General features: G+C 54.4%; 20 protein-coding genes and 1 pseudogene. 16 read left to right on the top strand and 5 right to left on the bottom strand.

What is annotated here, in order from left to right; all coding sequences use genetic code 11:
* The first annotated feature begins 57 nt into the window (after nt 1–57).
* The 5 genes from ACZ5M5_RS04215 to ACZ5M5_RS04195 all read left to right on the top strand — a co-directional run bounded on the left by ACZ5M5_RS04215 (nt 58) and on the right by ACZ5M5_RS04195 (nt 4,617).
* Nucleotides 58–312 carry a helix-turn-helix domain-containing protein gene (locus tag ACZ5M5_RS04215; protein ID WP_464738662.1) on the top strand — a complete coding sequence of 85 codons (255 nt, stop codon included), beginning with the start codon at nt 58–60 and terminating at the stop codon, nt 310–312.
* A gap of 105 nt (nt 313–417) precedes the next feature.
* Nucleotides 418–1,374 carry a TIGR03756 family integrating conjugative element protein gene (locus ACZ5M5_RS04210; protein ID WP_464738661.1) on the top strand — a complete coding sequence of 319 codons (957 nt, stop codon included), beginning with the start codon at nt 418–420 and terminating at the stop codon, nt 1,372–1,374.
* The gene (locus ACZ5M5_RS04205; protein WP_464738660.1) at nt 1,371–2,753 is read left to right on the top strand and encodes an integrating conjugative element protein; all 1,383 of its coding nucleotides are present in this window, start codon (nt 1,371–1,373) and stop codon (nt 2,751–2,753) included. Before ACZ5M5_RS04210 ends, ACZ5M5_RS04205 begins: the two co-directional genes overlap by 4 nt.
* Nucleotides 2,754–2,756: 3 nt before the next feature.
* Nucleotides 2,757–3,065 carry a hypothetical protein gene (locus tag ACZ5M5_RS04200; RefSeq protein ID WP_464738659.1) on the top strand — a complete coding sequence of 103 codons (309 nt, stop codon included), beginning with the start codon at nt 2,757–2,759 and terminating at the stop codon, nt 3,063–3,065.
* A gap of 10 nt (nt 3,066–3,075) precedes the next feature.
* Nucleotides 3,076–4,617: a conjugal transfer protein TraG N-terminal domain-containing protein gene (locus ACZ5M5_RS04195; protein WP_464738658.1), complete on the top strand. Its 1,542-nt coding sequence runs from the start codon at nt 3,076–3,078 to the stop codon at nt 4,615–4,617.
* Here ACZ5M5_RS04195 and ACZ5M5_RS04190 read toward each other — a convergent pair.
* On the bottom strand, nt 4,606–5,004 hold the full coding sequence (locus ACZ5M5_RS04190) for a DUF3742 family protein (RefSeq protein ID WP_464738657.1): 399 nt from the start codon (nt 5,002–5,004) through the stop codon (nt 4,606–4,608). The genes ACZ5M5_RS04195 and ACZ5M5_RS04190 overlap by 12 nt on opposite strands.
* Nucleotides 5,005–5,459: 455 nt before the next feature.
* Between ACZ5M5_RS04190 and ACZ5M5_RS04185 the strand changes: the two genes are divergently transcribed.
* Nucleotides 5,460–5,789: a hypothetical protein gene (locus ACZ5M5_RS04185; RefSeq protein ID WP_464738656.1), complete on the top strand. Its 330-nt coding sequence runs from the start codon at nt 5,460–5,462 to the stop codon at nt 5,787–5,789.
* 132 nt (nt 5,790–5,921) lie between these two features.
* Nucleotides 5,922–6,881 carry an ArdC family protein gene (locus ACZ5M5_RS04180; protein WP_464738655.1) on the top strand — a complete coding sequence of 320 codons (960 nt, stop codon included), beginning with the start codon at nt 5,922–5,924 and terminating at the stop codon, nt 6,879–6,881.
* 131 nt (nt 6,882–7,012) lie between these two features.
* Here the strand turns inward: ACZ5M5_RS04180 and ACZ5M5_RS04175 are convergent, their stop codons facing one another.
* The gene (locus ACZ5M5_RS04175; protein WP_464738654.1) at nt 7,013–7,207 is read right to left on the bottom strand and encodes a DUF7740 domain-containing protein; all 195 of its coding nucleotides are present in this window, start codon (nt 7,205–7,207) and stop codon (nt 7,013–7,015) included.
* A gap of 221 nt (nt 7,208–7,428) precedes the next feature.
* On the opposite strand from ACZ5M5_RS04175, the gene mobH reads away from it, so the two are divergent.
* Together mobH and dsr1 are read left to right on the top strand one after the other, a co-directional pair.
* Nucleotides 7,429–9,153, top strand: coding sequence for a MobH family relaxase (gene mobH / locus ACZ5M5_RS04170; RefSeq protein WP_464738653.1), 1,725 nt, complete (start codon nt 7,429–7,431; stop codon nt 9,151–9,153).
* A gap of 325 nt (nt 9,154–9,478) precedes the next feature.
* A complete protein-coding gene (dsr1, locus tag ACZ5M5_RS04165) occupies nt 9,479–13,306 on the top strand; it encodes an anti-phage defense-associated sirtuin Dsr1 (RefSeq protein WP_464738652.1) in 3,828 nt (1,275 codons plus the stop codon).
* Nucleotides 13,307–13,323: 17 nt separating this feature from the next.
* On the opposite strand, the pseudogene ACZ5M5_RS04160 reads toward dsr1, so the two are convergent.
* From ACZ5M5_RS04160 to dbpB (ACZ5M5_RS04150), 3 genes and pseudogenes are all read right to left on the bottom strand, one after another.
* Nucleotides 13,324–13,426: pseudogene (locus tag ACZ5M5_RS04160) on the bottom strand (6-carboxytetrahydropterin synthase QueD); the annotation flags it as partial.
* A 51-nt stretch (nt 13,427–13,477) separates the two neighbouring features.
* Nucleotides 13,478–13,915 (bottom strand): hypothetical protein, encoded by a 438-nt coding sequence (locus ACZ5M5_RS04155; RefSeq protein ID WP_128593183.1) that lies wholly within the window; start codon nt 13,913–13,915, stop codon nt 13,478–13,480.
* A 31-nt stretch (nt 13,916–13,946) separates the two neighbouring features.
* Nucleotides 13,947–15,017, bottom strand: a complete 1,071-nt coding sequence (gene dbpB, locus ACZ5M5_RS04150; protein ID WP_464738651.1) for a DGQHR domain-containing protein DpdB — start codon at nt 15,015–15,017, stop codon at nt 13,947–13,949.
* 163 nt (nt 15,018–15,180) lie between these two features.
* On the opposite strand from dbpB (ACZ5M5_RS04150), the gene ACZ5M5_RS04145 reads away from it, so the two are divergent.
* The 7 genes from ACZ5M5_RS04145 to ACZ5M5_RS04115 are packed head-to-tail and all read left to right on the top strand — an operon-like array spanning nt 15,181 to nt 21,379.
* A complete protein-coding gene (locus ACZ5M5_RS04145) occupies nt 15,181–16,116 on the top strand; it encodes a hypothetical protein (protein WP_464738650.1) in 936 nt (311 codons plus the stop codon).
* Nucleotides 16,113–17,234: a DGQHR domain-containing protein DpdB gene (gene dbpB, locus ACZ5M5_RS04140; RefSeq protein WP_464738649.1), complete on the top strand. Its 1,122-nt coding sequence runs from the start codon at nt 16,113–16,115 to the stop codon at nt 17,232–17,234. The genes ACZ5M5_RS04145 and dbpB (ACZ5M5_RS04140) overlap by 4 nt, the downstream gene beginning before the upstream one ends.
* Nucleotides 17,231–18,529, top strand: a complete 1,299-nt coding sequence (gene dpdA, locus ACZ5M5_RS04135; protein ID WP_464738648.1) for a tRNA-guanine transglycosylase DpdA — start codon at nt 17,231–17,233, stop codon at nt 18,527–18,529. Before dbpB (ACZ5M5_RS04140) ends, dpdA begins: the two co-directional genes overlap by 4 nt.
* Complete coding sequence (gene dbpB, locus ACZ5M5_RS04130; protein ID WP_464738647.1) at nt 18,526–19,581, top strand: DGQHR domain-containing protein DpdB; 1,056 nt, start codon at nt 18,526–18,528, stop codon at nt 19,579–19,581. The genes dpdA and dbpB (ACZ5M5_RS04130) overlap by 4 nt, the downstream gene beginning before the upstream one ends.
* Before the next feature lie 27 nt (nt 19,582–19,608).
* Nucleotides 19,609–20,313: a 7-cyano-7-deazaguanine synthase QueC gene (queC, locus tag ACZ5M5_RS04125; protein ID WP_339560895.1), complete on the top strand. Its 705-nt coding sequence runs from the start codon at nt 19,609–19,611 to the stop codon at nt 20,311–20,313.
* Nucleotides 20,310–20,942 (top strand): 7-carboxy-7-deazaguanine synthase, encoded by a 633-nt coding sequence (queE, locus tag ACZ5M5_RS04120; protein WP_464738646.1) that lies wholly within the window; start codon nt 20,310–20,312, stop codon nt 20,940–20,942. Before queC ends, queE begins: the two co-directional genes overlap by 4 nt.
* Nucleotides 20,942–21,379 carry a 6-pyruvoyl trahydropterin synthase family protein gene (locus tag ACZ5M5_RS04115; RefSeq protein WP_464738645.1) on the top strand — a complete coding sequence of 146 codons (438 nt, stop codon included), beginning with the start codon at nt 20,942–20,944 and terminating at the stop codon, nt 21,377–21,379. The genes queE and ACZ5M5_RS04115 overlap by 1 nt, the downstream gene beginning before the upstream one ends.
* Nucleotides 21,380–21,381 lie beyond the last annotated feature (2 nt).

Below are 21,381 nucleotides of genomic sequence, written 5' to 3'. Positions count from 1 at the left end.
TTCCAATGTAGACTATATCCCGTGGATTGAGAGTCCCTCAAGGCGCAATTTGCGCGCATGACTCAAGACTACGAACAGCTTCGCCTGCAACTGGCGGAGAACATCCGCTTGATACGGCGCGTGAAGAACCTGACCCAAGAGCAGCTCGCGCTCATGGCCGAGGTGGATCGCACCTACGTCAGTCAAATCGAACGAGGGGTAGGCAACCCATCGCTATTGGTCCTGTGCAAACTCGCCAATATTTTCGAAATTACCGCAGATCAGTTACTTGTAGACCCCGACACCCTGCGCAGCACCCTTCACGTCAAATAATAGTCTAACGTCTCACAAATCCGATAGACCCGCCTTCATAATTTCCACTGACAGTCTTCAGTCCGTAACCGAACCTGCCCAGGCCATATACCGAGGGCCTGGATCATGCCTGTTGCCTGCTCGTCAATTCCGCTCACAAAGCTACGGCCCTTGGCGCTAAGCATCCTGCTGGCGTGCGGCCCAAGCATGGCACTGGACACCGGCAGCATCACCTCCTCCGTGTTGTCGCCAAACTGTCTCGACTACAGGGTCGTCGGCATTTGTTTCTGGCTCCTCTGCACGCCCTTCGGCTGCACAGTCAAAACCTCGACCAAGGTTCGTCATTTCATTCCTGAACTGGTGGTCTCAAGCTACGCCACCACGGGCAATAACCCATGGACCGAGATGGCCACCCTCTCCTCACCCATCAGCGGTGCGGAAGGTGGCGGCAACCTGATCACGCCGAACACCCACCGCGACAACCTGCCCCTCTTCAAGAACGTCGATGGCATCGGCCACCCCGGTGGCTGGGCCGCGACGCAACTGGCCTCGCAATCCGGCTATGCCTGCGCCAGCGGTGCAACTGCGTTCATGCCCTACTACCTGAGCACCCTGGACTCTCTGGCCTGGCGCTATGGCATCCCGGAAAGTCTTTACCCCGAGTCGCTCGTGCCGGGGATCCGTGAAATCGGACGTCAGGCCTCGGGAAACATGTGGGGCAACGTCTATCCTCGTCAGGGTTTTTTGGTACAACCCGACGACTTCAAGGCTGCCGCAGTCATGGCGCAACGGGCCGGCGATGTGATTACCCGCAATTGGCAGCCGCATGTGTATGTACCGCTCACACCCACACCACGCGACGGATACTGGCCGCCTGGTTCGATCGTTGAAAACGATGCTTCGACCCACAAATGGCAATTGCTCTTTCCCCAGATTCAGCCCAGTTGCGCCATCTTCCCCAGCGATCCGGTACAGAGCGCGGATGGCGGCTATGCCTGGTCGTTGTGGCGTCCCTATAGCTGCTGCAAGCGCGAGGGGCAGACCTTTCTGTTCAGCATCGACTTCGAAGGCGGTGCTTCATGAGTCGGCTTCTCGCGCGACCATGGTTGAGCTTGGTAAGTCTGTTGCTCTATGGACTGCTCTCCATGGCCACGCGTGCCCACGCCGCAGAAGGCGATTACCGCCTGGGTACTCAAGGCGAAGTGCTCGACGACCGAGTGATGTACACCATCGGTGGCGGCTCGGCAGCGGGCTCACCGAGCTCGCTCTACCGACCCAGCGGTCTCGGCGTCGGCGGCTCCTGGCGAGCGAACATGATGTGCGGAAACATGAGCCTCACCAACACCCTGCAAAACCAACTGAACGGCGTCACCGAAGGTTTCCAGCAGATCATGGGCAGCATCGTGCAGAACGCGACCCAAGCCGTAATGTCGCTGCCGGCGTTGATCATCCAGCGCGCCAACCCCGGTCTCTATGAGTTGCTCAGTAACGGGGTGATGCAGGGGCGTATCGACTTCGACCGCTCCAAGCTGACCTGCCAGGCCATGGCCGAAAAGATGGCGGACAACGTCGGTCAAGCCGGTTGGGGCGCGCTGGCCAAGAACCAAGAAATGCAAGGCAATCTGGAGCAAACCGGCGGTGATGCAGTGGCCGCGGTGAAAAACACCGAGGCCCGTAACGGCAACAATGGGGTGTCCTGGGTCGGCGGTTCAAAGGCCGGAGGTAACGGGCAGACGCCCATTCGTGTGACTTCCGACGTGGTGCGCGCCGGCTATAACCTGCTGCATAACCGGTCGGTGGATGACAGTACCTCGATCAGTAGCAGAGACTGCTTAGGCGGGGCTATTTGCCAGACATGGACCTCGCCCCAAGAGGAATCCGAATGGGCCGTGCGCGTGTTGGGCGAGAGCGAAGTCGCGACCTGCGACACCTGCGTAACCCTTCGTGCTACCGCTGGGAGCGGATTGACGCCGCTGATCCAGGAGGCCTACAGCGAACGTCTCAAGGCCCTGCAAAGGCTGCTGTCCGGCTCACTATCGCCTATCCCTGTCAATCTGGCTAAAGCCTCGAGCCCTATGCTGCCGGTGACCCGTGGCGTGATCGAAGCCTTGCGCGACGATCCCGACCAGGATCTGCTGGCGCGACGCCTAGCCAGCGAGACGGCCCTGTCCAGCGTACTCGACAAGGCACTGCTGCTACTGCGCACGCTATTGGCGGGCAGTCACGAACCGAACATCGCCTCCGCCGAACCAGCCCAGACGGCCTTGACGAAAAACATCGACACCTTGGAGCGAGAAATTCGCCTGCTGCAAACCGAGCTGCAGATACGACAGATGCTGACTACCAATACCGCCAGCCTAGTGCTCGATCGGCATGCCGGTGGTGCCGATGCTTCACGTACCGTCGAGCAAGGCGACCCTGAGCCGGGCCGACTCAATGATGCTGACGCCAGGCGCAAGTGAGCCATGAAACGCTCACCGCTATTCACGTTGCTTTCGAGCCTGGGGATTGCCGCGATGATGATCCTGACCGCCGCACTGGTCGCATGGATCGGCCGCACTGCGCTGGGTAGTTTCGAGGTCTGGCAGCAGGCATTGGAATCGGTACGGCCCTATTTGCGGTGGTGGCGTGCCCTGCTCTACAGCGCCCTCTTTGCGCTTTGGTGGGATCTGCTGCGGCGCTACCGACATCGGCCACAGGATCGACTGTGCGTCCAGCGCATCGGGATACTAGGACTCGTGCTCTTGACCGTCGTCGAGTTCACCCGACTGTGAGGTCACCACCATGCTCATGAGCACCAACAGCTATCTGGAGTTTTACCTCTCCCTGCTGGCCTGGATCATCAACAACGGCCTCTGGAGCGTCCTGTCCGACACCGGACTGTTCGCCGCGCCCTTTGGCGCAATCATTTTGCAAGAGTGGCTGTCGGCCCGTCAGCAAGGCGCCGATGAAGGCAACAAGGGGCTGCTCTCGGTGCCACGGATCGAGAACCGTTTATGGCTGGCCTACATCGTTTTGTTGTTCGGCTGCGCGCCGGTCTTTCCGTTGAGCCTCACCTCAATGGCCTTCGATGATGCGGCGAGCCAGCGCTGCGGTGTCAGTGTGGCTAAGCCAGCAGAAACCGCCTGGGGGACCACCTTCAATACCATCGGCGAACGATCTGCCAACGTGCCGATCTGGTGGTTTCTGGTGCATGCCTTGAGCAAAGGCGTGACCGCCGCGGCCACCGCTTCCATCCCCTGTGCACCGGATATCCGGCAGATGCGCATGGAGATCGACAGCTCGCGCATCGATAGCCAGGTACTGCTTCAAGAAGTCGCCGACTTCACTCGCGACTGTTATGGTTATTCCCGCTCTCGGCTGTTCACCAACCGTCCGCAGTTGGACAAAGCACAAAGTCACGACACCTCCTGGATCGGCTCAAGCTATTTTCTCAACACACCGGGCTACTACGACACCGATCGTTCACGCACACCGCGAGTCAGCTGGCCGTATGACGAAAGCCGCGATGTTTCCTTGCCGCGGCTGGAGAATGGTGCGGGCTACCCCACCTGCAAGCAGTGGTGGAGCGATAGCGATGTGGGGCTGCGCAAGCGCTTGATCGAGCAAGTCGATCCCTCGCTGTTGACTCAGTTGAAAGGTTGGCTGACTGGCCACTCGAGCAACGAGATCGAGGATGCCACCCTGCGCGAGCTCGCCAGTCCGCGCCAGCAATCAATGTCCATGTCGCCCGGACAGGTGTACCAGGACTATGGCTCCAGCGCCCGCGGCGGATCGATCAATCAGGGGCTCAATAACCTCGCCACCAATACCGGGTTGGCCCTCGGTTCCTTCAGCAACTTCCCGGCGATGAATGCGCTACGCGCCGCCCTGCCGATGGTGCAGGCTTTTCTGATCATGGGCGTCATCATCAGCTTGCCGCTGATTCTGCTGGTCAGTACCTACCAACTGAAGACCGTTATGACCGTGACGTTCGCGCTGTTCACACTGCACATGCTGAGCTTCTGGTGGGAACTGGCGCGCTGGGTCGACTCCAGCATGCTCGACACCTTGTACAACCAAGTTTCGGCATCCAATCAGGTGCTGTTATCGCTGCCCACATCCGGGTTTATGGATGGGACGGTCACGGCACAGGTAATTGAGTATGTGATGGGGGCGATGTTCATCGTGCTGCCGATGCTATTTCTAGGGGCCATGAGCTGGGCAGGATATTCAGTCGGAAACGGGATTCAAGGCATGTTGGCGAACGGTAGCAAAGCAGCAAGTGACTCAGCGAGCAAAGGTACGGATCAAATATTGGGTGCTGCTAAGCGCTCAATTAGATGACTTGCTGTCGCCTACATAATGCCCGTTGTCGTCGAAGTCACCGATGTAGAGGTCAGCACCTAGATAGTCTGGCCCTGGATTTTCCTCTTGATGATCGGAACCAACAGAAGCCCTGAACCATAGCAAAGTGATGACAGCCAGCATCATCACAAAAAAAGTAACAAACCAAACACTGACAAAGAGCAATCCTCCGATCAATGCCAGTTTGGCAATCAGAAAGCTCCCGCGAACAACTAATTTACCTATGGGCATACCTGCCGTCACCGCACCCTCAGCCACGCGGGACTCAAATGCTTTCAACTTGCGATAACCACGCTTTACCGACATGCCACATGCGAACGCCCAGCGGTGGGCGCGGGAAACCTGAACGGTGTTCTGCGTCTGCATGTTCTCGCCCTCTTCTGAGCGCTTTCATGATTGAGACAGGAGTAACAGCCTACTACTGAAAACTGTCCGTGCTTGACCGTTTATCAGCTTCCCCAGCCAAAAAACCTTCACTGGAAGACAGAAGACGAACAACGTGACACCGCTTATCTTAGGAGGTTGACCCGTATAAATCGCTCCGCTAAATACAAGGTACGGATCGCTGTTATCGACAGCACTTTCCCTGGTAGCCAGAACCTTCAAGGCTACGTCACTTCGGTGATGGTTCTCCCCAAGTGCGATTAGCGTTCGGTGGCTCGCACGGTGACCGTTGCTACGGTGATGAACGCCTACTGCTCTCCTGAGCGCCTTTCGAGCGCTGCTCGTGAGATAAGCCCTCTTGATATTCTTCAACCCACTGCGGGGAAATCTTTCCCCGCACAGGACAGGTTTCTTCGCGTTTTCAACGGAGACATACCATGCCCGACTCACTTACACCGGAAACACTGAACACCCTCCGGTTGCCCATCGTGTTCACCCCTGGCGCGTGGCAACGCGCAGTACTGCTCGAGCAATCCGATCACGCTGAGAAGCTGCAGGTCGATCGGTTGAGCCACGTATTGCGCGCAGCCTTCGAAGCTCACCTGGCCTTTCCGCACAAGCCTTACGTGCTGTTCGAGGTAGGCGACATTCAATCAACCTATCACTTAGACCACGACCGGTTGCTGCAATTGAGTCTGAGTCTACTCCAAGAACCGGGTCAGCCTGCCGCTTTGCTGATAGCGCTTGCAGGAGAACACCGCCGCTAAGCGCAATGGGCGGCGCCCACCTCCACATTCGGACGGCATGCAAGACCTGCATCAATCCAACCCATCACCCAACCGGGGAACCCTCCCCCGACGGGCAAGGCGTTCCTCCGTTTTTCTCTCGAGGAAATTGCCATGCGCGATATCTACCAAGACGTGACAGACAAGATCGTTACCGCGTTAGACCAAGGCGTTGTTCCCTGGATCAAACCCTGGTCTTCAAGTCGCTCAATTGACATCGGTCATCAACCCTACCCCATCAACGCCATCACGCGACGTCCGTATTCGGGTATCAATTTACCGCTGCTCTGGGCCGAGGCTAGGTTGCAGGGGTTCACTCAAGATCGTTGGCTGACCTTCGTCCAAGCTAAAAAAGCCGGCGGGCACATCCATAAGGGTGAGCACAGCACTCTGGCTGTGCTCTACAAGCCGATGGAGCGCGAGGAACAGACAGAGTCAGGCCAACCCGTACTCGATGAAAACGGTCAGCCCAAGGTCGCTCACTTCGGCATTCTCAGGACGCATTTTCTGTTCAACATCGAGCAAACGGAGGGGCTCGATATGTTCAATAAAGCCCAGCTCGAAACGGAGCCGACTGATCCCTTCCAGGCCAATAGCGTTGCGGAAAATCTGCTGTTAAGTTCAGGTGCACGCATCGTTCATCGGCCTGCCGACGAAGCCTTTTACCACCCGATCAGGGATCTCATCCAACTGCCGACAAAAGCACAATTTCACGATGAAGGCGGGTACTACGCCACCGCACTGCACGAGCTGACGCACTGGACCGGGCATCACGCTCGGTTGCAGCGCGAGGGGGTGACGTCATCCTGTCCGTTCGGCTCGCCAGGCTACGCGTTTGAGGAGTTGATCGCCGAGATGGGCGCTGCGTTTTTATGTGCTTACGCCGGCATTCAGGGAGAGCTGAGGCACGAGGGCTATATCGGTTCCTGGCTCAGCCTGCTCAAGGCTGACAAACGAGCAATCTTTCGTGCCAGTGGCCAGGCCCGAAGCGCCTCGGAGTTTGTACTCAACCTGGAGCAGCAACGGAAGCAGATGGTAATGGAAGACTCACGATACATGAACGATGGAGTTTGATCATTACCTCACCGCTGCAATCGCATCAAAGGGCCCAACGCGAGTTGGGCCCTTTGATGCGCCCAGAAAACCCATGCGGCGGGACTCTGATGCAAAGAGTCAGGGGATTGGCACACACCCGCAGCCTTTCATTACTCATCTAGATTCTGCGCCAGGTAATCCACCAGCTCGAGCGGACTTCGGCTATCAATGACCTTGTAAATCAGATCACGCTTACTGCGCGGCAACTTCTTAACCACGCTCTTCGCCGAGGCACGGACGACTTCGTCGGTTCCATGGATACGCGCGGCGAGCAGCATCACGAGCGTGGCGTCAGTGAGGTTCATGGCAAGACCCAAAAAATATGCACAGCAGTGTAGCGACTCTTTTCTCTGCCGTACTAGCCCCAACAAAACGATGCCTAGCCGTATCTATATTGCGATTGCCATGCAAAGGGATACGAGCCAAAAGGACGGATAAGGGTTGGAAGGGAATGGGTGCTCAAGGGTAAGAGCTCTATCCGAAAAGGCTAAAAGGCCACTGACCCAGCCACTTCCCGGAGGTCACGATGCTCAGCCTGTTTCGCCGCAAAAGGCAGAAGCCCCCTGCGCCACCGACCGTCAACGTCGCCGAAGGTTACCTGCCCATCGAGTCGGCTCACAGCTTGTTAGCCGCGGAGCATCGCCGCCAGCTACTTGATCGCATCTGGCAGTACACCGCCCTCTCCCACACGCAGTTCATCCAGCTCTATTTAAATCCGATCTATAGCTATGCCGAACAGGTCCAGCAGCTCCCAGCCAGCGAGACACATCATCATGCGTATCTCGGCGGTATGCTCGACCACGGACTGGAACTGGTCGCCTGTAGTTTGAAACTGCGCCAATCCTATCTGCTTCCCACTGGCGCCGCGCCCGAAGACCAAGCCGCCCAGACCGATGCCTGGTCGGCGGGTATTGCTTATGGCGCGCTGCTGCATGACATCGGCAAGATCGCCGTGGACCTGCAGGTCGAACGTCAGGATGGCCGTCCTTGGCATCCCTGGCAGGGCCCACTGGATCAGCCCTACCGCTTTCGCTATGTCAAAGGTCGCGACTACCACCTGCACGGCGCTGCGGCAGGCTTGCTCTATACCCAGATTCTTGACCGACCTATCCTGGACTGGCTCAGTGGTTTTCCGCTGCTGTGGGCGAGCCTGCTGTACGTGCTGGCAGGTCAGTACGAACGTGCTGGCGTGCTCGGCGAGTTGGTGATGCAGGCCGACCGTGTTTCCACCGCACAGAATATTGGTGGCAACCCGAGCAAGGCGCTACAAGCGCCGATTCATTCGCTGCAACATCACTTGATCAACGGACTGCGTCATCTGGCTCAACACGAGCTGAAACTCAACCAGCCGGGTGCCGCAGGTTGGTTGACTCAGGATGCGCTTTGGCTCGTCAGCAAGACGGTCACGGATAAGCTACGGGCCTATCTGCTGTCGCAGTCGATAGAGGGCATTCCCTCGTCCAACATTGCCGTGTTCGACGAACTGCAGTCGCATGGGCTGGTCGAATCGACTCCAGAAGGTAAAGCCATCTGGACCGCTATTGTCGCGCAGGGAGACTGGCAGCAGACCTTTACCTTTTTGCGCCTTCAACCGGCGTTGATCTGGGGGATCAAAAACCGGCCTGAGGCTTTCAGCGGAACGGTGAGCGTGGCAGTCGATGCCCCCCTGACTGACGCTCCGGTATCACCACCGCCGAACGCAGTCAGTACAAAATCAACTCAAAACACATCGCAACCTGATCCCCTGGCGATGGAGGATGCCGATTACCTCGGAACGTTGCTGGACATGTTCGAGTTGGAAAAGCCTGAGGCCAATGATGCACCGTCAGAAAACGCTCTTGAAACTTCAACCCTCCCTTCGGACAACCCTGGCTACGTATTCTTGAATTGGGTCAAGGAAGGCATCCTGAGCCACCAGCTAGTCATCAATGACAGCAAGGCCAAAATCCACACGGTGAGTGGCAGCGTATTTCTGGTCACGCCTGGTCTCTTCCAACGCTACGCGCAGGAGTTTCCTGGTATTTCACAGGGTGCCAATCAAGAGGTTGAAGAATGGCGTTGGGTGCAGAGGCAGTTCGAGAAACTGAATGTCCACAGGAAGCGTGAAAATGGCTTAAACATCTGGACGTGCCAAATCGAAGGTCCACGGAAGAGAGCGACACTCAAAGGCTATTTACTTGAAGAATCAAAACTGCTGTTCGAATCAACACCATCCGATAATCATTTTCTTAAAATCGAAAACTTCCAATAACATCGCGCCAAATAGACCAGCGAGCGCGTTTCGCAGTGAAAGTCCGGATGTACGGGTGCAATCTTTACCGGGGGCGTCCATGAACGTCCGGCCAACTCACCTTGCGTAAATCCAGCCCTATGGCAGACACCGCCCTGGTTGATGATACGCTGTCACAATGCCCTTTCGGTGCCACCTATCAGAGTCGGGACAGCTCAGAACCGGATCTCGGTATGGCCTGTGAAGCCTGAGCTGTGCTTTATGCCGGAAACTAGGTGCTGTGACCATAAACCGCTATTGAGATTCTGCTGAGCGTGCTCAGCCTTCACGCTCTAGGAGGAGCAGCATGCAGTTTGTAGCAGACGGGCCTGACGTCCCCGAAGAGCTTTTGCAGGCACATGAAGAGGGGAAAGTAGTTTTCTTCTGCGGGGCAGGCATTTCGTACCCTGCGGGTCTGCCAGGTTTCAAGGGCCTGGTTGAAGAAATCTATAATCAGTTGGGAACGACGAAAAATGCGATCGAGGAGGAAGCCTTCAAGAGCGAGAAATTCGATGCGACACTCGACCTTCTCGAACGCAGGATGCCCGGCCAACGAGGGAAAGTGAGGTCTGCGCTGGCTGCGGCGCTGAAACCTAACCTCAAGCTCAAAGCCGCCACGTCAACACACGAAGCATTGCTTAGGCTTGCACGTACGAGGGAAGATGCACTTCGACTCGTAACCACAAACTTCGACCGGCTATTCGACTCAGCGGCTAAGCGCTCCAAGCAAAAGTTGCAGACCTTCACCGCGCCTATGCTGCCTATCCCCAAAAAAACCCGGTGGAATGGGTTGGTAGCCCTGCACGGTGCGCTGCCGCACAAGCCTGATGAAGATGCGTTGAATCGCTTGGTTGTCACCAGCGGCGATTTCGGACTTGCGTACCTAACCGAACGCTGGGCTGCCCGCTTTGTAAGTGAGCTCTTTCGCAACTATATCGTCTGTTTCGTCGGGTACAGCATCAACGACCCAGTACTCCGCTACATGATGGACGCACTCGCTGCTGACCGGATGCTAGGTGAAACCACGCTTCAGGCTTGGGCCTTTGGAGATTGCGTGCCAGGCCAGGAGGAGCTCAAGACAACCGAGTGGAAAGCCAAAGGCGTCACACCCATCCTCTACAAGGTGACACCACACAAAAAACCTCATTGGCGCCTGCATAACACGCTCCAATCATGGAGTGAGACCTACCGGGACGGAATGACCGGAAAGATGCGGATGGTCTCAGAGAGCGCCCTTGCACGCCCCTCCTCCAGCACCACGGAAGATGACTTTGTAGGACGAATGCTTTGGGCGCTGGCGGACAAGACCGGCGCTCCGGCCCGTCACTTCGCGGAAATCAACCCCGTACCTCCTCTGGAATGGCTGACACATGCGTTCTCAGAAGCCCGCTTCAGACACTGTGACCTCAATCGATTTGGCATCCCCGCTTCGCTGGAAGTGGATGAGAAATTGAAATTCAGCCTGATCGATCGCCCCACGCCTTATGGGCTTGCTCCTAAAATGCGGCTTGCTTCCGGCGTCGCGAACACCGTGCAAATGGATAACGTCATGGGCCATCTATCGCGATGGTTGATCAGACATTTAAATGACCCGCAGTTACTGATGTGGGTCGTGTCTCAAGGAGGTGTACCGCATAGCTATCTCGAGTCATTGATCGAGATTCAACTCAATCATCTGACGTCTCTACGCCGGGACGGGAGAAGCCTGGAGCTAAAAGAAATTTTAACGCACGCTCCCAATGCGGTTCCCACCATTGAGATGGAGGTGTTATGGCGTATTTTGCTCAGCGGTCGAGTCAAGTCGCTCTCTCAACATACTGGACTTCACAGCTGGCTGAGCCGCGTCAGAACAGATGGCATGTCAGTACTCCATCGACTCGAGCTTCGTTCATTGCTGGCACCTAAATTACTGCTTCGGGGGCCGATGCATTGGGGAGGTAGTGCCAGCGACAATGATGGGGAAAAGCGCCTCAAAGAAAGCTTGAATTGGGAGGTCGTCCTAGCCTCCAACCATGTCCGCTCGACGCTGCAAGACCTAATGAATTGCAACCTGCGCGGATTTCTACCCGGGCTAATCGAGGACTTCGAACGCCTCCTCTTAGAGGCATTGGATCTTGCAAGCCTACTGGGTGATGCGACCAATCGCTCAGACAAGTCTTACAGACACTTGCCCTCAATCCTACCGCACCCTCAGAACCGAGGCTTCCGGGAGTGGGTCACGCTCATCGAACTGGTACGTGATATGTGGCTTGCACTGCGGCTTGAAAAGCCTAGTCACGCTAGCCAAATCGCTGCGCGCTGGTTCGATATGCCCTACCCAGCGTTCAAGCGATTAGCATTCTTCGCAGCCAGCCAGGAAAAGTGCGTCGACAAGAACCTATGGGTGTCTTGGCTTACATCTGACGAAGGCTGGTGGCTCTGGTCGATTGAAACCCGGCGGGAGGTACTGCGTCTGTTAGTCCTTCAGGGTGGCCAGCTATCCAGGACAGCCGGGGCGCAGCTTCAGCGTGCGATCCTCAAAGGCCCTCCACGCGATATTTACCGTACCGATTTGGAGCCTGAACGCATCCAGGGCGCCACTGCGCACTCAATCTGGCTGAACCTGGCAAAGCTCCAAACCTCTGGGTTCAAACTGAATGCCTCCGCCGCCAAACGCCTGCAACATCTGTCAGTGGCCAACCCACTGTGGCGAGTCTCGGAAAATGAGCGAGATGAGTTCTCCTCCTGGATGACTGGTAGTGGTGACCCCGACTTTGAAAGCAGCATTGAAGTCAGCGTCGCGCCTGACAATAAGGCTGAGTTGATTGAATGGCTCAAATTACCGGCGAAGGATTCGTATGGGATCAGCCGGGACACATGGAGCGACACATGTCGAACGCGCCCTCTGACCACTCTTCACGCTCTCTCCGAACTGTCCTCACAGGGGGAATGGCCGATTGAGCGCTGGCGGGAAGCACTCCGAGCATGGTGGGGTAGACGTTTGCATGCTCGTTTTTGGACGCACGCAGCCCCCGTAGTATTGGCCCTCCCTGATGAGAAATTGTGCGAAATCGCTCATAGCGTTTCCAGTTGGTTGGAAGTCCTCTCCGAGAAGACCACGATCAGGGGTGAGGGTCAGCTCTACGCATTGTGCCGACGTCTAATGGATCTGCCATCTGTATCAGATGCTGAACCAGAGGACGATTCCTCCAATGCTCGCCCCGTTAATGAAGCCATCAACCATCCCGTCGGAATGGTCACTCAAGTTCTCATCAATCATTGGTATCGGCAGTCCCCTCGCGACAATGAAGGGCTCCCACCAGCACTATCAGACTTCTTCACGGAGCTGACGGACACGAATATCAAACGCTACCGTCATGGCCGAGTAATCCTGGGATCGCACCTGATTTCGCTCTACCGAGTCGACAAGGATTGGACAGAGCACTGTCTGCTCCCTCTGTTGAATTGGGAGCGAGATGCGTTTGAAGCAAAGGGCATCTGGGAAGGATTTCTGTGGTCGCCGCGGCTCTACCAACCGCTGCTAGCCGCCTTTAAATCTGAGTTCTTGCAAACTGCACATCACTACGAGGAGTTGGGTGAGCACAAGCAACAATTCGCCGCTTTCTTCACTTATGTAGCAATAGGCCCAGTTGAAGGCTTCTCCGTCCAAGAACTTCGCACGGCCACTGCGGCGCTGCCCGTCGATGGGCTGGAGGAGTCGGCACAGGCGCTCTCACATGCCCTGGAAGGTGCTGCGGGTCAACGGGAGGAAAACTGGTCGAACCGTATACAGCCGTTCTGGGAGAGGATATGGCCAAAAAGTTTGGAGCTGAAAACTGAGAGAATCGCAGATTCTCTCGCTCAGTTGGCATTGGCCGCCGGGAAAAAATTCCCTGAAGCCTTGAAGGCTATTTTCGATTGGTTGATGCCATTGGAATTCTCTTATTCCGTGATCCAAAGCTTGGCGGACTCAGGTCATTGCAGTCTTTATCCAAAGGGCTCGCTAGCACTTCTTGAGGCTGTTACCGGGGAGCATCACGTCCTCCCTGAAGAACTCCAACAATGCTTGAGTTCAATAGTGCAGTCAGAACCGGCGCTCAGGGACACCGCTCAATTCAGGAGGCTCGACGAGCTTTTACAGCGTATGGGAGGGTAAACAGGGCCATCGATCTAGATTGCAATACGAAAGGAATGACCATTCAGACGCCCACATTTGTGCCCTTCTGAAACGTTGGGGGAGTCGATGAGCGGACTCAATAAAGAACTCTTTAAAAATCTACACTGATTCCCCCCGTATCTCACGCGACAGAAAAACAAAACAGCTAGACTAAACCTTCCAAGACTCGAGATCGATGCATAAAGTTTCAAACAAAAACTCTACAACTTTGGCTCGCCCCTCACCCAGCGCTGATGCAATGGTGATTACGGAAACCAAAATAGAGTTAACAGTGTGCAAATCAGCGACATCACTCAGGCAATTTAATATTTCTTCGAATTTCCCCAACATAGCAGTTTGGGAAAAATTTAATGCCTGCACCACATGGGTAGATGGCGTCAGATAGAGAATATTCGCACGCGTCCGCAAACCGTAGGCTTCAGTCAGCATGCCATACCCTTCAGAAGGGAAAGCTTCGTCCTGCCCTGCAAGCCTCCTCAATGCCTCCTGAAAAGCCATGGATAGATGAAGAATGACTTCTGAGAACTCTTTTACACTGGCGTCGCTGGCCAGGGCTGGAGACAGATCCGATGAAACCAAAGTAGGCATATTGCCTCCTAAATATAAGTAATTAGCCCAGTTAGCTAAGTACGAGTTCCGAACTTCGAACTACCCTGGTCAAATGATCAGTTAAAAGATGAATATCACCATGTAAATTCTGAACGCCATTCCATGGCCGGCTGCCTGTTTTAAAGGACCACTCTCCCGAACCGAGCGTCCAAGCTGTATATCCTTGTAGCTTTCTCAGGCCTAACTTGAATACTGGGGCCAGCGGCGCTCCTGTAGCACACAACTGTTCCATGACGAACCCCATGGAAATAATCCCCGCGCTATGTACTAGACGAGAACTTTTAGGTGTATGACCATGCCAAGCATTTCCAAACACCTCCTGGACCGCCTGGAAAAACTCACTGATGGCCAAGAAACATCGATCCTCACCTCCCGGCAGCTCAATCACCTCCCGACAGTAACCGTCTGATAGGGAATTCATTACCAGTTTTTGGAGCGACGTATCGCCGATGACTCCTAAGGGATTGGTATGCTGCTTAATCTGACCTTGCAAAGAAGATCGATCGTCATAATTCAGCATTTCCACGATGCGGGCTGCGCGGGCGCGGGAAGTCATTCTGAATGGAAGGCCGCTGACAGACGGGAGCAGTTCATATACCAGCGACTTCGGTAATGGACTGGTGTTGTTGACAAGAATGAATTGTCGGCGAAGCTCTTCCTGATTTTCACACACAAGAGCAGACACCAGTAGCTGGAACGAACTCCCCTCGAGCCCAGCTAACGCAGATAGGCGCTGCTGACCATCCACAACGAACCCAGGAGGGCCGGATGAAATATCCACCTCAATTTCTGCATAGGCTCCATTCCCTTCCACCACCCGGACTCCATTGGTAAACGCTAACACCACAGCATTGGGCATTACCGCATCGGGACGGGAGAGGTAGTCGCGGATCTCTCGTATGTGCTTGGACACCTGTGGCCGCTGAAAGCCATGAAGGGCGCCACGATCATCACGCTTGACTCGGTCGATGCTAGCGATCGCCAAAATCTGCTCAACAGTAGCCGCAAACGATACCACTTGGTGGGTTGGGCTCTGTAACGCCTTGATTGCGCTGAACTTAAGCAATGAGTCTTCCTCCATCGAGCGCCCCCCAGAAAGAGGGATAGCAGCAGTATTGAGGCTCTTATACCAACCCTTCCGCATAAAAACTAGCTTAAGCGCATTGGCCCATACAGTTATTAAATGGTAAATTGTCAGCCTCAGATAAATGCAACACCCGTCAAAATAGGCCTACAGTTTTCCCATGAAAACCGTCATCATCACCAACTGCACCAATCGAAAACGTCTCGACGGCCTGCCGCCGGTGGTGCTGAAGGACGAGTGTTATTCATCGATTGCAGCCATGGCAAAGGCGTGGAAGGGGCAAATAGACGAACGTCCCACCACTCTGATGGCATCTTCACTTTACGTGGGCAGAAGCGTTTCTGACGCGAGGCGCGTAGCGACGAAGTTGGACGCGAAGCTAATGTTTGCGTCGACCGGCTTAGGGTTGATTGACGGCGATCAGAGATGTCCACCGTACAACCTGACGGTGGCTCAGGATCCGAATTCTATCATCCCACGTCTCGAAAAATTGGGTGTGTGCGCATCAGATTGGTGGGAAGCCGTGAATGTCACCCAATCAAAGGGAAGTGCCCTAGCGGACCTCGTCAGCCAACCCGACATCGACTTGGTGCTCATTGCCCTCTCTTCAAACTATGTCCAGTTGATAGGCGAAGACCTTGGAAAAATCAGGGACACGCAGATCGACAAGCTCAGAATATTCACTTCGCGCCCAGGCATCGAGATGCTTCCCAGCCATTTACGACGCATAACGATGCCTTATGACGAACGCCTTGAAACCTCAACACTACCAGGCACTCGCAACGATTTCCCTCAGAGAGCCCTGCGTCATTTCATTGAGATTCTTGAACTGTCGAGTGCTCCTGCTGAGATCGCTCGAAAAAGCGTCAGCGCAGCGATGGATCTTTTATCCCCAGCAAAAACGACCATCCGGCGGCGCGCATCGGACAGTGAAATTGCCTACATGCTTGAGTGTGTGTGGGCTGACTACCAAGGCAGTTCCACACGATTGTTACGCTACTTAAGGGACGACGCCCTGGTGTCATGCGAGCAATCGCGCTTTCGGAGGATCTGGCAGGACATCAAAGGTCAAGACAGCATAGAGAGCAAAGCATGACGAGCGAAGATGCGATTGTGGTGCGTGCACTACGCACCACGCAAGGCGACGACCTTGATGTGTATGCATTATTCATCAGGGGATCTGACCTGGTCCGAATTGCTGACATCAGCCGCCTGTCGCGTGAAGACAGCAGCCCCCTCAAGGGCTTTCAGCGCCCCGAGATTAAGAGTCATGTCAAAGGGATCACCGAGTACCTCAATCAGGGAAATGTACTTTTTCCCAATGCAATTATCTTAGCGCTGTCTCCTGACCTGCGTTTTGTTGCAGCACGCGGAAGCAAGCCGACAGGCGACGCGGGGCTTTCGCAAGCAGGTACGCTGACGATCCCTATTAGGGAGGAAGGAATGAGATCTGCCTGGATCGTAGACGGGCAACAGCGCTCATTGGCGTTGGCGAAAGCGGCTAACTCGGATCTTCCTGTACCAGTGATCGGCTTTGTGTCCGACAGCCTGACCACTCAGCGCGAGCAGTTCATTTTGGTCAACAAGGCCAAACCCTTGCCCACTCGACTGATCAACGAACTACTGCCGGAGACAGGCAGCATCCTTTTGCCCCGCGAACTGAGTGCTCGCAAGGCACCAGCTGAGTTGTGCGGGCTTCTTAGCCGCGATCCCAACTCCCCTTTCCACAAACTCATAAAGCGGTCGTCCGAGCAAAATAGCAAAGCAGTGATCACTGACACAGCTGTAATAACAATGATCCGTCATAGCATCAGTAATCCGTTGGGGGCGTTGGCTCCATACACCTCCAGCACCGACGGTGCGGCGAACGTTGAGTCCATGTACAACCTACTGACGACCTTCTGGCGAGCAGTGCGTGATACGTTTCCAGAGGCGTGGGCACTTGAATCCAAGAGCAGTCGACTCATGCACTCAGCGGGGATCATCGCCATGGGAGTGCTTATGGATCGGATCTACGCCAAAATCGGTGGTCAGCGCGAAACCTACGAAGCAGTGCTACAAGAACTGGCCAAAGTAGCTCCTTACTGCGCATGGACAACAGGTCAGTGGCCGATGATTAATGTCCAGTGGAATGAAATCCAAAGCACCCCTCAAGATATCAAGGCACTGCAAGAAACCTTGATCCGCCTCTACATGACCAGCGCTCACCAATGAAATTTTTATACGCCGACACCCAAGACTACGTAGACCCGGACTACGATTTCATCAACGATCGAAATGCGCCAGGCCGAAAGAGATACTGGGATGACCAGTATGCGCACGAAATGATGACCCCCGTCCCTTATGATGGGCTATTGGTCTCGATGAGCGCAGTGCGACCTGCAAATGGTGTCGCTAATTCAAAGGTTCGGTACTCGACTTCCGAGCAGCAGCGCTTCCTCAGAGAAGGCGCGCGCAAATTTCTACGACTCGATGGCATTCAGTTCAAAGATACGATGGTCCTAGGGGACTGCGGGGCTTTTGCCTATGTAGAACACCCTACCCCTGCGTATAGCCCAAGCGAAGTAGTAGAGTTCTACTCGGATGCGGGATTCACCCATGGCTGCTCGCCAGACCACATCATATTCAACTGCGACTCCAGCAATCCGCCAGCGCTGAGCCAGTCGGAGGATGTGTTGTTTCGGTACGAAATTACGCTCAAAAATGCACAAGAGTTTCTACGTTTAGTGAAGGAGGCGGAATGGCCTTTCGAACCTCTTGGAGCGGTACAGGGTTGGTCTCCTCAAAGTATGGCGAACGCTGCAAAACAACTCGAAGACATGGGTTATCGCTACTTGGCGATCGGAGGTCTAGTACCTTTGAAAGTCGATCAAATCCATGAGGTTCTAAAAGAGCTTCGAGCGGTCCTTAAGCCCGAGACAAATATTCATCTGCTGGGTTTTGCTAAAGCTGAGAATATCCATGAATTCACTGGATATGGCATTACCAGCTTTGACTCAACCTCCCCCCTTATACGCGCATTTAAAGATGCAAAGTGTAATTACTACATGGGCAACAATACAACCAAACTAGATTATTACACTGCCATCCGTATTCCTCAGGCAATTGAAAATCCACGCCTGATGCAAGGAATTAAAAAAGGCACTCTGAGCGCAGAAGAGTTACAAATCAAAGAAAAATCGGCGCTGCTAGCGATCCGCGACTACGATAAAAATCTTCTCGACTTTGATTCTACCTTAGCCGTACTAGTAGACTATCTACGACTGACTCTATCCGGCACAATATTATCACCAATAGAAATGGAAAAAGAAATCGCCAAGCATGTCCGACTAATCTCACCCACACTGAGAGATAAACCGTGGCAAAAATGCCAATGTTCGATTTGTCAGTCAGTCGGTATCGAAACTATTATCTTTCGAGCCAGCAATCGAAACAAAAGACGCGGATTTCATAATTTAGGCGTGTACCACCGCCACCTTCAGAAAACTCTGGAACTTTCGAAACAATGATCTATCGATTTAAGGGTGTGCGCGCCCAACAGGCCTCCGAGCATGATGTATTTTCGTTTGCGGCCACCCCAAATGAAATTTTAGAATTTTCTGAAATTGAGAGAGTCGGCCGCGATGAAGAAGGCCACCTTAAAGGTTTTCAGCGCCATCAAGTCGCGTCGCACATCAGAGATATTCGTGACTATCTTCAGCGCGACGATGCATTGCTCCCTAATGCAATCATCTTGGCCTTTCTGGATGGGGTCACGATTAAAGACCTCGGCGAGGGTATTGTAGAAATCGTTATTGATGCTACCGAATCCAAACCAGGCTTCGTGGTCGATGGACAACAGCGACTCAGCGCCCTTGCGACGATGGAAAAACCTGGATTCCAAGTATTTGTATCTGCATTGATTTGTAAAGACTACAACGAACTGCGGCAGCAGTTTGTGCTCATCAACAATACGAGGCCGCTGCCAAAATCGCTGATCTATGAACTTTTACCGACTGTTGACGGACTGCCAGAACGGTTCACCAGTCGTAAGTTCGCTGCTCGTATTATTGATTTGTTGAATTTTTTGCCTAACTCCTCTCTATTTGGCGAGATCAAACAACATACGAACCCTAGAGGAGTACTAAGCGACATGGCGATGCAGAAGTTCGTGATGAACTCTGCGAATGATGGCGCGATTCGTAGCTTCATGAAGTTTGATGACTTTGAGGGGCGCAGCATCGAACTTATCAATAACTTCTTCCATGCAGTGCGTGTAGTTTTCAAATCGGAATGGGAGGGACTAGCGCCTAGGAATTCTCGCTTGAAGCACGGGGCAGGCCTGGTTTCTTTGAGTTTCGTTATGGAGTTGCTTTATTCCGATCAAGGCACAACCAGCAAGGAAGGATTTATCAAAGGTTTAAAACTTTTGAAACCTCATACGGCGTGGACAAGTGGCGAATGGCACATTTCTGCAACCGACCAACGCCCTTGGAACGGCATCCAAAACACGCCCACTGATATCGGATTGCTCACCAAATATCTGACCGACAAACTCAAGCAAGAGCTGAAACGGCGCTAAATCAGACCCAGTCCAGAGGAGAGCAGTATGCACAGCAAAGCCTTAGTTCTTTTTTCAGGCGGACAAGATTCTACCACCTGCCTTGCTTGGGCGCTGGAACGTTACGAGCACGTCGAGACCATTGGCTTTGATTATGGCCAGAGGCACGAAATAGAACTTGAGTGCCGGATAAATATCTTGCAGGAGATACGGAACAGATTTCCGAACTGGGCTAAGCGACTCGGTGAGGATCACGTGCTTGACCTCAAATTACTCGGCCAGATCAGCGATACAGCGATGACAGGTGAGAAAACCATAGAGTTTGAAAAGAACGGACTTCCCAACACCTTCGTTCCCGGACGTAATCTGCTGTTCTTCACCTTTGCTGCCGCCATCTCCTATCGAAGAGGGCTTAGTGTGCTTGTGGGTGGAATGTGTGAAACGGACTACTCAGGCTATCCAGATTGTCGAGACAACACGCTGAAGTCGCTGCAGGTCTCCCTCGGCCTTGGCATGGATATGCCGTTGGTTATCGAGACACCCTTAATGTGGCTGGATAAAAAACAAACCTGGGAGTTGGCCAAAGAACTCGGCGGGGCAGGCTTTGTCGAGCTCGTTCAGGAAGAAACCCACACTTGTTACCTGGGCGATCGTCAGCATCGACATGACTGGGGATATGGGTGCAACGACTGCCCCGCTTGCGAGTTGCGCCGAACCGGCTTCGAAGCATACCTGCGAGATAACGACGCATGACCTACAGCATCAAAGAAATCTTCTACACCCTGCAAGGAGAAGGGCTTCGAGCGGGCCGACCAGCAGTGTTCTGTCGCTTTGCAGGGTGCAATCTCTGGAGCGGCCGGGAAGCCGACCGCTCCCAAGCTGTTTGCCAGTTCTGCGACACCGATTTTGTGGGTACGAACGGAACCTTGGGTGGCAAGTACCTGACCGCGGAGAACTTGGTCGAGCGAATTGCCTCGCAGTGGCCGGTTGGCCAAGCGCACCGTTATGTCGTGCTCACAGGAGGCGAGCCCTTGTTGCAGGTCGATGACGCGCTGATCGACGCACTTCATAACCAAGGTTTCGAGGTAGCCGTTGAAACTAATGGCACCATCGCGGCGCCTGCAGGGATCGACTGGATCTGTGTCAGCCCCAAGGCTGGTACAGAGTGGGTACAGCGAAGCGGTGACGAATTGAAACTCGTTTACCCACAGCCGGGACTGCTGCCCGACACCATTGCAACCAACGACTTTAAGTACTACCTATTGCAACCAATGGATGGTCCATTGCAACGCCAAAACACTCGGTCTGCGATTGCTTATTGTCAAGCCAACACCACGTGGCGACTGTCCGTGCAAACACACAAGATATTGGAGATCCGATGATGTCCACGCCTGCAGTTGCTCGCCCCTACCCTTCGTCCGCCGCTGAGCCTATTGTCAACTCGAATGGCACATTCTGGGAATTGTCGCAGCGGTTCTACTTCGAAGCTGCCCATACGTTGAATCGTGGCATAGAGACCGAGAGTAGCCGGCGCATCCATGGACATACCTATGAAGCGGAGGTCACCGTCGCAGGCCAACCAGATGCCAACTCCGGCATGCTAATTGATCTGGGCTACCTACGGAGCGAGATTGCCCGCGTTCGCGAGATGCTCGATCACCGATTACTTGACGAGGTGCAGGATCTGGGGCCGGCCACAATCGAAAACCTATGTGCGTTTATCCGTAAGCAACTCGAAGGTTCAGTGCCTAGCCTTTGCGCCGTAATGGTCGAGCGTCGCCTCAGTGGTGACCGTTGTGTGTTGCGTTGGACAAGGTGACT

Source organism: Pseudomonas sp. Van50 (assembly GCF_055390755.1).
The sequence above is the reverse complement of the archived record's forward strand: the minus strand, read 5'-3'. Positions and strand labels throughout refer to the sequence as shown.

Excerpts from the sequence above, each read along its gene's own strand:
- ACZ5M5_RS04190 (WP_464738657.1), bottom strand. The coding sequence starts at position 5,004 with ATGCAGACGCAGAACACCGTTCAGGTTTCCCGCGCCCACCGCTGGGCG.
- ACZ5M5_RS04175 (WP_464738654.1), bottom strand. The coding sequence starts at position 7,207 with ATGAACCTCACTGACGCCACGCTCGTGATGCTGCTCGCCGCGCGTATC.
- queC (WP_339560895.1), top strand. The coding sequence starts at position 19,609 with ATGCACAGCAAAGCCTTAGTTCTTTTTTCAGGCGGACAAGATTCTACC.
- dpdA (WP_464738648.1), top strand. The coding sequence starts at position 17,231 with ATGAAATTTTTATACGCCGACACCCAAGACTACGTAGACCCGGACTAC.
- ACZ5M5_RS04195 (WP_464738658.1), top strand. The coding sequence starts at position 3,076 with ATGCTCATGAGCACCAACAGCTATCTGGAGTTTTACCTCTCCCTGCTG.
- dbpB (WP_464738651.1), bottom strand. The coding sequence starts at position 15,017 with ATGGAGGAAGACTCATTGCTTAAGTTCAGCGCAATCAAGGCGTTACAG.
- queE (WP_464738646.1), top strand. The coding sequence starts at position 20,310 with ATGACCTACAGCATCAAAGAAATCTTCTACACCCTGCAAGGAGAAGGG.
- ACZ5M5_RS04155 (WP_128593183.1), bottom strand. The coding sequence starts at position 13,915 with ATGCCTACTTTGGTTTCATCGGATCTGTCTCCAGCCCTGGCCAGCGAC.
- ACZ5M5_RS04115 (WP_464738645.1), top strand. The coding sequence starts at position 20,942 with ATGTCCACGCCTGCAGTTGCTCGCCCCTACCCTTCGTCCGCCGCTGAG.
- dbpB (WP_464738649.1), top strand. The coding sequence starts at position 16,113 with ATGACGAGCGAAGATGCGATTGTGGTGCGTGCACTACGCACCACGCAA.
- ACZ5M5_RS04145 (WP_464738650.1), top strand. The coding sequence starts at position 15,181 with ATGAAAACCGTCATCATCACCAACTGCACCAATCGAAAACGTCTCGAC.
- mobH (WP_464738653.1), top strand. The coding sequence starts at position 7,429 with ATGCTCAGCCTGTTTCGCCGCAAAAGGCAGAAGCCCCCTGCGCCACCG.
- ACZ5M5_RS04205 (WP_464738660.1), top strand. The coding sequence starts at position 1,371 with ATGAGTCGGCTTCTCGCGCGACCATGGTTGAGCTTGGTAAGTCTGTTG.
- ACZ5M5_RS04180 (WP_464738655.1), top strand. The coding sequence starts at position 5,922 with ATGCGCGATATCTACCAAGACGTGACAGACAAGATCGTTACCGCGTTA.
- dbpB (WP_464738647.1), top strand. The coding sequence starts at position 18,526 with ATGATCTATCGATTTAAGGGTGTGCGCGCCCAACAGGCCTCCGAGCAT.
- ACZ5M5_RS04215 (WP_464738662.1), top strand. The coding sequence starts at position 58 with ATGACTCAAGACTACGAACAGCTTCGCCTGCAACTGGCGGAGAACATC.
- dsr1 (WP_464738652.1), top strand. The coding sequence starts at position 9,479 with ATGCAGTTTGTAGCAGACGGGCCTGACGTCCCCGAAGAGCTTTTGCAG.
- ACZ5M5_RS04200 (WP_464738659.1), top strand. The coding sequence starts at position 2,757 with ATGAAACGCTCACCGCTATTCACGTTGCTTTCGAGCCTGGGGATTGCC.
- ACZ5M5_RS04185 (WP_464738656.1), top strand. The coding sequence starts at position 5,460 with ATGCCCGACTCACTTACACCGGAAACACTGAACACCCTCCGGTTGCCC.
- ACZ5M5_RS04210 (WP_464738661.1), top strand. The coding sequence starts at position 418 with ATGCCTGTTGCCTGCTCGTCAATTCCGCTCACAAAGCTACGGCCCTTG.